This window comes from Mesorhizobium sp. M4A.F.Ca.ET.020.02.1.1, from assembly GCF_004022645.1.
Taxonomy (GTDB): domain Bacteria; phylum Pseudomonadota; class Alphaproteobacteria; order Rhizobiales; family Rhizobiaceae; genus Mesorhizobium.
This window is the reverse complement of sequence record NZ_RZOI01000159.1, coordinates 1-9,803: the sequence shown is the minus strand read 5'-3', so window position 1 is coordinate 9,803 and position 9,803 is coordinate 1. Positions and strand designations below refer to the sequence as shown.

Here is a 9,803-nt window from a genome sequence, read left to right as displayed (position 1 = left end):
CGTCGGCAGCGATCACGCGCATCAACCCCAATGTCGTGGTGGAGCCGCACCGCCTCAGGCTGACGGCGGACAGCGCCCCTGCCCTCGTCGCCCGCTACGACATCGTGGTCGACGGCTCCGACAATTTCGAGACGCGCTACGCGGTGGCCGATGCCTGCGCGGCGGAAGGCAAGCCCCTGGTGCACGCCGCCGTCGGCCGTTTCGACGGCTCGCTGACCGTGCTGAAGCCGTTCGAGGCCGGCGCCGACGGCAAGCCGAACCCGGGCTACCGCGATCTTTTCCCGGAAGCGCCTCCGGAGGGGCTGGTGCCGTCCTGCGCCGTTGCCGGCATTGTCGGCGCGCTGACCGGCGTCATCGGCACGCTGCAGGCGATGGAGACGATAAAGCTGATCACCGGCATCGGCGAGCCGCTTGTCGGCCGGCTTTTGCTCTACGACGCGCTCGGCGCGCGCTTCGACACGATCCGCTACAAGAGAGCCTGATCGCATGGACCGGCCGACAGGCGTCTTCGTTACGCAAATCCGACCCGATTTCGGGCGATGGGAGGAACTGTATTCGCTGATCATGCGCTCTTTCGCCTATATGGACGGCGTCATCGATCCGCCCTCCTCGGCGCATCTGCTGACCGCCGAAAGGCTCAAGGAAAAGGCCCGGCAGGAAATCGGGCTCCTGGCGCTGCGGGACGGCCGGATCGCCGGCTGCGTTTTCACGCAGGAGCGCGCCGATACCCTCTATGTCGGCAAGCTCGCCGTCGAGCCAGACTTGCAGGGGCAAGGCATCGGCAGGCTGCTGATGCAGGCCGCCGAGGACCTTGCCGTTAGCCGTGGCAAGGGCGCCGTCGAATTGCAAACGCGCATCGAACTCGATGGAAACCACCGGGCTTTCGTGCGGCTCGGCTTTGACGAGACCGAACGCACCGCGCATGAAGGCTACGACCGGGCGACCTCGATCACCATGCGCAAGGTGCTGTTATGAGCCTAACCTTGAGCGCGGAAGAACAGGCGATCGCCGCCGGTCGGGACGGCACGGGAATGGCGATGCGCATCGTTGCCGAAAGTGCCCGCCTGCTCGACGCGCCGCGGCTCATCCCAATCGCCTCGACGCATATTGACGGGGCGCTCTACCACGGCGATTCCGGCACACTGTTTGCCGAACGGCTTGTCGAGGGCGGCGCGCGCGTCGCGGTGCGCTCGACGCTCAATGTCGGCGCACTCGACCTGATGGGCTGCTCGCGCATCCGCCTCGAGGAGCCGCAGCGCGGCATGGCGCGGCGGATGATGGAAGCCTATCGCAAGCTTGGCTGCGAGCAGAGCTGGACCTGCGCTCCCTACCAGGCCGGGCACCGGCCGGCGCAGGGCAGCGACGTCGCCTGGGGCGAGTCCAACGCGGTGGTGTTCTGCAATTCGGTGCTGGGCGCGCGCACCAATCGCTATGGCGATTTCCTCGACATCGCCTGCGCCATCACAGGCCGCGCTCCCGACTATGGCCTGCACCGCCCGGACAACCGGCGGGCGCGACTTGTGTTCGATGTTTCAGGCCTCTCGCCTTCATTCCTCGTTTCCGAGATCGCGTGGCCGGTGCTTGGCAGCCTCTATGGCCGCGAGGTGGGCAACGCAGTCGGCGTCGTCACCGGCGTGGCCAGGCACCCCGGCGAGGACGCGCTGAAGGCCTTCGGCGCCGCCGCCGCCTCGTCCGGCGCCGTCGGCCTTTTTCACATTGCCGGCGTGACGCCGGAGGCGCCCGATGCCGAGACCATTCTCGCCGGCGCCGCGCCGGAAACGGTGATCCGCGTCACGCCCGAAATGGCCGCAAATGCCCGTGCGGGGCTGTCGACGGCAGCGGCGCCAAAGACAATCGACGCAGTTGCAATCGGCAGCCCGCATCTGTCGCTGGCCGAGTTCGACATGCTGGAACGGCTGATCGCCGGGCGGCGGCTCGGCGTGCCGATCTATGCCTGCACCGGCCGCTATGCGCTGTCCGGCCTCGAACAGGGTGGCCGGCGCAAGGCGCTCGAGGCAAGCGGGGTGGTGATCGTCGCCGACACTTGCGTGGTGGTGACGCCAATCATGCCGGTGCTCAGCAACGGCGTGCTGATGACGAATTCGGGCAAGTTCGCGCATTACGCGCCAGGCAACACCGGCTACTCCGTACTCTACGCCTCCCTGGCCGACTGCGTCGAAAGCGCCGTGCTTGGTAAGCCACGATTTACGGACATCGCGGCATGAGCGCCGCTCCGGAAATCCTGGTGCCGGGGCGAATCGGGCAAGGCGAGGCGCTGGTGCTGACGGCGCCGATCAGCTTCTGGGGCGGCGTCGACCCGAAGACCGGCCGCATCGCCGACGTGCGCCATCCGCAGCATGGCGAGATCATCTCCGGACGGGTGCTGTTCCTGCCGGGCACGATCGGCTCATCCTCGGCCTCGGCCGTGCTGATGGAGCTTGTCCACAACGGCCGGGCGCCAGCCGCGCTGGTGCTGCACGAGCCGGACGCGATCCTCCTGCTCGGACTCATCGTCGCCAGGGAAATGGGCTGGGAGACGCCGATCGCGGTCCAGCTTGCTCGAAACGTGTTCGAGGCCTATCGCGGCAGCACTGTGAACGTCGCCGGCGATGGCGCCCTCACCATCGCTGGCTGACGGCCTCAGGTCCTGAGCGGCAGCACGCGGTCCGGCGGACGGTGGCCGTCGAAGAAGGCGCGGATGTTGATGATCACCTTCTCGCCCATGTCGATGCGGCCTTCGAGCGTCGCCGAACCCATATGCGGCAGAAGCACGACCTTGCCCTTGGCGGCGAGCTTCAGCAGCTTGCTGTTCAGCGCCGGCTCGTGCTCGTAGACGTCGAGACCGGCGCCGGCGATCTTGCCGTCATGGATCAGCTTGATCAGCGATTCCTCGTCGATGATGTCGCCGCGCGCGGTGTTGACGATGTAGGCCGAGGGCTGCATCAGCGCCAGGCGCCGCGCCGAAAGCAGATGGAAGGTCGCCGGTGTCGAGGGGCAGTTGACCGAGATGATGTCCATACGGGCCAGCATCTGGTCGAGGCTTTCCCAATAGGTCGCTTCCAACTCTTCCTCGACCGCCGGCAGCACGCGGTGGCGGTTGTGGTAGTGGATCGACAGGCCGAAGGCCTTGGCGCGCCGGGCGACAGCGGTGCCGATGCGGCCCATGCCGACGATGCCGAGACGTTTTCCCCAGATGCGGCGGCCAAGCATCCAGGTCGGTGACCAGCCGGCCCATTTCTTGTCGCTGGTCAGCACGTTGGCGCCTTCCGCCAGCCGCCGCGGCACAGCCAGCATCAGCGCCATGGTCATGTCGGCGGTATCCTCGGTCAGCACGTTCGGCGTGTTGGTGACGGTGATGCCCTTCTTTGCCGCCGCCGCCACGTCTATCTTGTCGACGCCATTGCCGAAATTGGCGATCAGCTTGAGATTGTCGCCGGCCTGGTCGATGAGTGCGGCGTCGATGTTGTCGGTGATCGTCGGCACCAGCACATCGGCTTCCTTGACCGCGGCGACAAGCTCCGGCTGCGTCATCGGCCGATCCTCGACATTCAGCCGCGCGTCGAACAGCTCGCGCATGCGGGTTTCGACGGGATCGGGCAGCTTGCGCGTGATGACGACGAGGGGCCTTTTCTTGCCTGCCATTGTTTCCTCGAACCCGATCTCGTTGAGACCTCTTTAACCAAGACAGGCGAAACTTGAAGCCGGTCGCGGTGCCAGCCACTCCTGTAACAAGCGGTGCCGCCGAAGACAAAGAAAAAGGGGCGCCGGTGCCAAAGGGCAGGCGCCGAAAGGAATGAAAGTGTCTGGTTTCGCGTCGCTTCGCCTGGCTCTCAGCGCGGCCGTTCTTGGCGCTCTTCTTTTTTCCCCGCAACAGGTGGCGGCGCAGAGCGCGGCCGGCCCGGCGCAGACGGTCACGCTGGGCCCCAGCGGCCTTCCCTTGCCGCGTTTCGTCAGCCTGAAATCGGGCCGCGTCAATTCACGCGTCGGCCCCGGCGCCAACTATTCGGTCGATTGGATGTATATGAAGGCGGGCCTGCCTATGGAAATCATCCAGGAATTCGACACCTGGCGCCGCGTGCGGGATGCCGACGGCTCGGAAGGCTGGATCAACCAGTCGCTGCTTTCGGGCCGCCGCACCGCGATCGTCGCGCCTTGGCAGCGCAGCAAGGGCGGCCGAATCAACCTGCTTGACGATCCTGATAAGGATGCAGGCGTCGTCGCCATCCTCGAGCCGGGCGTCATGGGCTCAATCAAGAAGTGCGACGGTCAATGGTGCGAGATGACCTTCGAAGGCCACACCGGCTGGCTGCAGCAGTCAGTCGTCTGGGGCGCCTATCCGGGCGAACGGGTCAAGAACTAATCCGGCCTGACAGGCGCAGGGACCTCGCGGCGGCCGATGCGGCCAAGATGGGTGTCCTGGAAACCGCTGGGCAGCTTGAGGCCGTAGCCGAGCGCGCGGTCGATGGCGATGTGGGAGATCCAGATCAGCGCGACTGCCGTCGCCATGGAACTGCCGAGGACATATCCGGCCAGCGCCAGGACAAGCGGGACGATCAGCATGTGCAGGGCGTTGTAGGCGTTGGCACCTACGCGCGGTCCGGCGAGGTAGCCCAGCATCGACAGGTCCGGCGCCAGGATGAGCAGCGCGAACAGCCACCATGACGTGCCCGTCATCGCATAGAGGACGACGGCCGCCGCCGCAGCGACACACCATTCGAGCCTGATTGCGAGATCGACAGGCCGCATCGGAAGCGGATCAGTCGCGCCGCTTCGGGCGCAGCCTCACCACGATATCGACATTGGCAATTTCCATGCCCTGCGGCGGCTCCGGCAGGTTGGAGACAGTCACCGGGCCGCTGGCGATATCGAATATCCTGTTTTCGCCTTCGATATAGAAATGGTGGTGGTCGGAAGTATTGGTGTCGAAATAGGTCTTCGACCCCTCGACGGCGAGGATGCGCAGCAGGCCCGCCTGGGTGAACTGGTGCAGGGCGTTGTAGACGGTGGCGAGCGAAACCGGCACGCCGGCTGCGATCGCCTCCTCATGCAGTTCCTCGGCCGACAGATGGCGGTCGCCCTTGGCAAACAGCAGATCGGCCAGCGCAACGCGCTGGCGTGTAGGCCTCAGGCCGGCCTCGCGAACCCGCTTGTCCACAGCGACATTATCCTTCCGGCAGCCCTGATCCATCTATCCCGTCGAAGCTCGCGCTTTCGGCCCAAAAACATGCCCAGAGTGGCGAAAAAACGTCATCGGCCGAAACTGGACACGTTTCGACATATATTCTGTCGGCCGAATGCGATCAATAGAGCAAGACGCTTGTGCTCCCGCGCGCATTGACCCGGGCAGACGGGCAGGTTAAGCGCAAACGCCGGTTTCCGGCCTTGGAAAGATTGTGTTAGGAAGCCAACGACAAGGGCGCCCACCGCCCGGGACGATCACGGGGACGAAATTGATGGCGGGTTCGAAGTCCAGCTACGAATATGAAGAACTGCTTGCCTGCGCCCGCGGCGAGCTGTTCGGACCGGGCAACGCGCAGCTGCCGTATCCGCCGATGCTGATGTTCGACCGCATCACCGAGATCAGCGAGACCGGCGGCGCCTTCGACAAGGGGTTCATCCGCGCCGAATTCGACATCAAGCCGGACCTGTGGTTCTTCGCCTGCCATTTCATCGGCAATCCGATCATGCCTGGCTGCCTCGGCCTCGACGCCATGTGGCAGCTGACCGGCTTTTATCTCGGCTGGCTCGGCGAGCCGGGCAAGGGCATGGCCCTGTCGACCGGCGAGGTGAAGTTCAAGGGCATGGTGACGCCGTCGGTCAAGAAGGTGGAATACGGGATCGACTTCAAGCGCGTGATGCGCGGGCGCCTGGTGCTCGGCATCGCCGATGGCTGGCTGAAGGCGGACGGCGAACCCATATACGCGGCGACGGATTTGAAAGTGGGTCTGTCCAAGCAATCGGCGGCGGTTTGACCGGCGCCACCACCCCGCCATGCGCCCTTTGAATGTGGGACCGCATAGCGCTTTTATTTTGCGTATGATCCTCTGCGAATTCCGATTGCGGTTTTCGAAATCATGCGCCGGAAGGAGTTGCGAATGAGACGGGTCGTAGTGACGGGCCTCGGCATCGTGTCGTCGATCGGCAACAATGCCAATGAAGTGCAGGCCTCGCTGCATGATGCCAAATCGGGCATCAGCTTTTCCAATTCCTTCGCTGAACACGGTTTCCGCTGCCAGGTCTGGGGCGCCCCAACACTCGACCCGTCGGCAATGATCGACCGACGCGCGATGCGCTTCCTGTCGCAGGGCGCGGCCTGGAACCACGTGGCCATGGACCAGGCGATTGCCGACGCCGGGCTTGGCGAGAGTGACATCACCAACGAGCGCACCGGCATCGTCATGGGTTCGGGCGGCCCCTCCACCCGGACCATCGTCGAGGCGGCCGAAACTACGCTGAAGAACGGCAGCCCCAAGCGCATCGGCCCGTTCGCTGTGCCGAAAGCGATGTCGTCGACCGCATCGGCGACGCTTGCCACCTGGTTCAAGATCCACGGCGTCAACTACTCGATCTCGTCCGCCTGCTCGACTTCGGCGCATTGCATCGGCAATGGCTACGAACTGATCCAGTGGGGCAAGCAGGACATGGTCTTTGCCGGCGGCCACGAGGACCTCGACTGGACGATGTCGGACCTGTTCGACGCCATGGGCGCGATGTCGTCGAAGTACAACGACAAGGCATCGACCGCTTCCCGCGCCTATGACGTCAACCGCGACGGCTTCGTCATCGCCGGTGGCGCGGGCGTGCTGGTGCTGGAGGAACTCGAGCACGCCAAGGCGCGCGGCGCCAAGATCTATGCCGAGATCGTCGGCTATGGCGCGACCTCGGACGGCTACGACATGGTGGCGCCCTCGGGCGAAGGCGCGGTGCGCTGCATGCGCCAGGCGCTCTCCACGGTGTCTACGCCGGTCGACTACATCAACACGCACGGCACCTCGACGCCGGTCGGCGATTCCAAGGAAATGGGCGCCATCCGCGAGGTGTTCGGCGACAAGATGCCGTTCATCACCTCGACCAAGTCGCTGACCGGCCATTCGCTGGGCGCCGCCGGCGTGCAGGAATCCATCTACTCCATCCTGATGATGCAGGGCGGCTTCATCGGCGAGAGCGCCCATATCGAAGAGCTCGATCCGGAATTCGAAGGCATGCCGATCGTGCGCAAGCGCATCGACAACGCCAGGATCGACACTGTTTTGTCCAATTCCTTCGGTTTCGGTGGCACTAACGCAACGCTGATTTTCCAGCGCTATTCCGCATAAGGATCGCCAGTCATGGACGGACTGATGAAGGGCAAGCGCGGGCTTGTCATGGGTGTCGCCAACGACCATTCGATCGCCTGGGGCATTGCCAAGAAACTGTCCGAGCACGGCGCCGAGCTCGCCTTCACCTATCAGGGCGACGCCTTCGGGCGGCGGGTCAAGCCCTTGGCGGAAAAGCTCGGCGCATCGCTGGTGGTGCCTTGCGACGTCGAGGACAGCGCCTCGGTGAGCGCCACGTTCGAAACGCTCGGCAAGGCCTGGGGCGGACTGGACTTCGTCGTCCATGCCATCGGCTTTTCCGACAAGAACGAGCTCAAGGGCCTCTACGCCGACACCAGCCGCGACAATTTCGTCCGTACCATGGTGATCTCCTGCTATTCCTTCACCGAGGTCGCCCGCAACGCCGCGCCGCTGATGACGGATGGCGGTTCGATGATCACGCTGACCTATGCCGGTTCGGTCCGGGTGATGCCGAACTACAATGTCATGGGCGTCGCCAAGGCCGGACTGGAAGCCAGTGTGCGCTATCTCGCCAACGACTACGGCCCGCGCGGCATCCGGGTGAACGGCATCTCGGCTGGACCGGTGCGCACGCTCGCCGGCGCCGGAATTTCGGACGCCCGACACATGTTCTCCTACCAGCAGCGCAACTCGCCGCTGCGCCGCACGGTGACCATCGACGAGGTCGGCGGCTCGGCACTCTATCTGTTGTCTGATCTCTCGTCCGGCGTCACCGGCGAGATCCACTATGTCGATTCCGGCTATCACATCGTTTCCATGCCAACGCTCGATGAATTGAAGCAGAGCGACGGCGCCCGGGAATAATCCCGCCGGAAATACTCAGCTTCTGGTAAAATTGGATTCATTGGCGGAAACTCATTTTAAGGAGATTTCCGCTAGAACGTCCCGCACCTTGGGGACTCTGCATGTCTGCTGTCAGCAACCCGAAGCGAACTCCGCTGTTCCGACTGCTGACCATAGGCAGTTCGGGCATGGGCAGTTTTATCCTCGGCATCTGGGGGCTGAAGTTCGGTTTTGGCGACGGCCTTGCCGGCATGCCGGCAGGAACAATGGCCGGCATCATCGCAGCTCTCTGCGCGCTGGCCGCGGCGGGCGCCGCCCTGTCCTTCTTCGCCGGCGTCGATGAATCCGAGCAGTATGTCTTCAGCGAAACCAATTTCGACAAGCTGACGGGCCTGCTCGCGCGTCCGGCAATGGTCGGCAAGATCGCCGAGGCGGCATCGGTGACGATCCGCACAGGCGAACCGGTTTTCCTAGTCGACATCGACATCGATCGCTTCAAACACATCAACGACGCCATCGGCTACAGCCATGGCGACGATCTGATCCGGGCCTTCGCCGAGCGGCTCAAGGCCCGCATGCCGGAGGGCACGGTGATCGGGCGCCTCGGCGCCGGCGAGTTCGGTGTTCTGCTGGCCGACCGCGCGCTGAAGGGCCCGGTCGAGGAGGCGATCGAGAAGCTCATCGACGAGATGATGGAGCCCTACCAGCTCAATTCGCATCAGCAGTCGGTCAGCCTGTCGGTGGGCATTGCCGCAATGCCCAAGGACGGCGTCGACCCCGTGCTGGTGCTGCGCCGCTCCAACCTTGCGCTGCAGAACGCGCGCGCCGGCGGCGTGGGCAATTGGTCAGTCTTCCATGCCGACATGGGCCGGGTCGCCGACTATCGCCAATGGATCGAGTCCGAGCTGCATACCGCTTTCGAGCGTGGCGATTTCGACCTCCACTACCAGCCGCAGCTCGACCTGCCGAGCGGCCGTGTTATCGGCTATGAGGCGCTGATCCGCTGGAAGCATCCCGAGCGCGGCATGATCCCGCCAATGGAGTTCATCCCGATCGCGGAAGAGACCGGCATGATCAACCCGATCGGCGAATGGGTGCTGCGCAAGGCCTGCAGCGACGCCCAGTACCTGCCCGAGGACTGCTTCGTCGCCGTCAACATCTCGCCGGTCCAGTTCATGACCAAGGATTTCGTCGGCAATGTGCGCGAGACGATGGCCGCCACCGGCATCAAGCCGTCGCGGCTGGAGCTGGAGGTCACCGAGACTGCGATGATGCAGGACCGAGAGCGCGCGGCCATCATCCTGCAGCAGCTTGCCGAGATGGGCATCTCAGTGGCCGTCGACGATTTCGGCACCGGCTATTCCAATTTGAGCTACCTCATCGATTTCTCGTTCGGCAAGCTCAAGATCGACCGTTCCTTCGTCAGCCGCATCGACACCGATTCCAATTCCGGCGCGGTCGTCTCGACCATCGTCGGACTATCGCGCGCGCTCGGCGTCGGCATCATTGCCGAAGGCGTCGAAACCGAGAATCAGGCGACGCTGCTCAGGGCCGCCGGCTGCGAGGTGGTGCAGGGCTATCTGTTCGGCCGGCCGGCGCCGCTCAAGATCGAGCTTGGTGCGGCGCGCTTCGAAAAGCGCGAGGCGCGCATTGTCAGCATGCACTGACGGCGAAGATTACAGG

12 protein-coding genes are annotated in these 9,803 nt (G+C 64.4%); 9 read left to right on the top strand and 3 right to left on the bottom strand.

Translation table 11 applies throughout. The features are described from left to right. The 4 genes from EN742_RS12955 to EN742_RS12940 form a co-directional block, all read left to right on the top strand. A partial coding sequence (locus tag EN742_RS12955; RefSeq protein ID WP_189375307.1) for a ThiF family adenylyltransferase occupies window positions 1-482 on the top strand: 482 nt, incomplete at its 5' end. A gap of 4 nt (window positions 483-486) precedes the next feature. After that, window positions 487-975, top strand: a complete 489-nt coding sequence (locus tag EN742_RS12950; RefSeq protein WP_127406579.1) for a GNAT family N-acetyltransferase — start codon at window positions 487-489, stop codon at window positions 973-975. An 8-nt stretch (window positions 976-983) separates the two neighbouring features. Beyond that, window positions 984-2,225 (top strand): aconitase X catalytic domain-containing protein, encoded by a 1,242-nt coding sequence (locus tag EN742_RS12945; RefSeq protein ID WP_281034959.1) that lies wholly within the window; start codon window positions 984-986, stop codon window positions 2,223-2,225. Further along, the gene (locus tag EN742_RS12940; RefSeq protein WP_127406617.1) at window positions 2,222-2,635 is read left to right on the top strand and encodes a DUF126 domain-containing protein; all 414 of its coding nucleotides are present in this window, start codon (window positions 2,222-2,224) and stop codon (window positions 2,633-2,635) included. Before EN742_RS12945 ends, EN742_RS12940 begins: the two co-directional genes overlap by 4 nt. 5 nt (window positions 2,636-2,640) lie before the next feature. Here the strand turns inward: EN742_RS12940 and EN742_RS12935 are convergent, their stop codons facing one another. Then, the gene (locus tag EN742_RS12935; protein ID WP_126056652.1) at window positions 2,641-3,642 is read right to left on the bottom strand and encodes a D-glycerate dehydrogenase; all 1,002 of its coding nucleotides are present in this window, start codon (window positions 3,640-3,642) and stop codon (window positions 2,641-2,643) included. Window positions 3,643-3,799: 157 nt separating this feature from the next. On the opposite strand from EN742_RS12935, the gene EN742_RS12930 reads away from it, so the two are divergent. Beyond that, window positions 3,800-4,360 carry an SH3 domain-containing protein gene (locus EN742_RS12930; protein ID WP_126056653.1) on the top strand — a complete coding sequence of 187 codons (561 nt, stop codon included), beginning with the start codon at window positions 3,800-3,802 and terminating at the stop codon, window positions 4,358-4,360. On the opposite strand, the gene EN742_RS12925 is transcribed toward EN742_RS12930, so the two are convergent. Together EN742_RS12925 and irrA are read right to left on the bottom strand one after the other, a co-directional pair. Next, window positions 4,357-4,746, bottom strand: coding sequence for a DUF4260 domain-containing protein (locus tag EN742_RS12925; RefSeq protein WP_127406616.1), 390 nt, complete (start codon window positions 4,744-4,746; stop codon window positions 4,357-4,359). The genes EN742_RS12930 and EN742_RS12925 overlap by 4 nt on opposite strands. A 10-nt stretch (window positions 4,747-4,756) precedes the next feature. Further along, complete coding sequence (irrA, locus tag EN742_RS12920) at window positions 4,757-5,188, bottom strand: iron response transcriptional regulator IrrA (protein WP_126056655.1); 432 nt, start codon at window positions 5,186-5,188, stop codon at window positions 4,757-4,759. 265 nt (window positions 5,189-5,453) lie between these two features. Between irrA and fabA the strand changes: the two genes are divergently transcribed. The 4 genes from fabA (at window position 5,454) to EN742_RS12900 (ending at window position 9,787) form a co-directional block, all read left to right on the top strand. Then, a complete protein-coding gene (gene fabA / locus EN742_RS12915; RefSeq protein WP_126056656.1) occupies window positions 5,454-5,972 on the top strand; it encodes a 3-hydroxyacyl-[acyl-carrier-protein] dehydratase FabA in 519 nt (172 codons plus the stop codon). A 123-nt stretch (window positions 5,973-6,095) separates the two neighbouring features. Beyond that, complete coding sequence (gene fabB, locus EN742_RS12910) at window positions 6,096-7,316, top strand: beta-ketoacyl-ACP synthase I (RefSeq protein WP_126056657.1); 1,221 nt, start codon at window positions 6,096-6,098, stop codon at window positions 7,314-7,316. A 12-nt stretch (window positions 7,317-7,328) separates the two neighbouring features. Next, a complete protein-coding gene (gene fabI / locus EN742_RS12905) occupies window positions 7,329-8,141 on the top strand; it encodes an enoyl-ACP reductase FabI (protein WP_126056658.1) in 813 nt (270 codons plus the stop codon). 101 nt (window positions 8,142-8,242) lie between these two features. Next, entirely contained in the window at window positions 8,243-9,787 is a 1,545-nt protein-coding gene (locus EN742_RS12900; protein WP_127406641.1) for a bifunctional diguanylate cyclase/phosphodiesterase, read from the top strand. The last annotated feature ends 16 nt before the right edge of the window (window positions 9,788-9,803 follow it).

Excerpts from the sequence above, each read along its gene's own strand:
- EN742_RS12950 (WP_127406579.1), top strand. The coding sequence starts at position 487 with ATGGACCGGCCGACAGGCGTCTTCGTTACGCAAATCCGACCCGATTTC.
- fabA (WP_126056656.1), top strand. The coding sequence starts at position 5,454 with ATGGCGGGTTCGAAGTCCAGCTACGAATATGAAGAACTGCTTGCCTGC.
- EN742_RS12935 (WP_126056652.1), bottom strand. The coding sequence starts at position 3,642 with ATGGCAGGCAAGAAAAGGCCCCTCGTCGTCATCACGCGCAAGCTGCCC.
- EN742_RS12925 (WP_127406616.1), bottom strand. The coding sequence starts at position 4,746 with ATGCGGCCTGTCGATCTCGCAATCAGGCTCGAATGGTGTGTCGCTGCG.
- EN742_RS12940 (WP_127406617.1), top strand. The coding sequence starts at position 2,222 with ATGAGCGCCGCTCCGGAAATCCTGGTGCCGGGGCGAATCGGGCAAGGC.
- fabI (WP_126056658.1), top strand. The coding sequence starts at position 7,329 with ATGGACGGACTGATGAAGGGCAAGCGCGGGCTTGTCATGGGTGTCGCC.
- irrA (WP_126056655.1), bottom strand. The coding sequence starts at position 5,188 with ATGGATCAGGGCTGCCGGAAGGATAATGTCGCTGTGGACAAGCGGGTT.
- fabB (WP_126056657.1), top strand. The coding sequence starts at position 6,096 with ATGAGACGGGTCGTAGTGACGGGCCTCGGCATCGTGTCGTCGATCGGC.
- EN742_RS12900 (WP_127406641.1), top strand. The coding sequence starts at position 8,243 with ATGTCTGCTGTCAGCAACCCGAAGCGAACTCCGCTGTTCCGACTGCTG.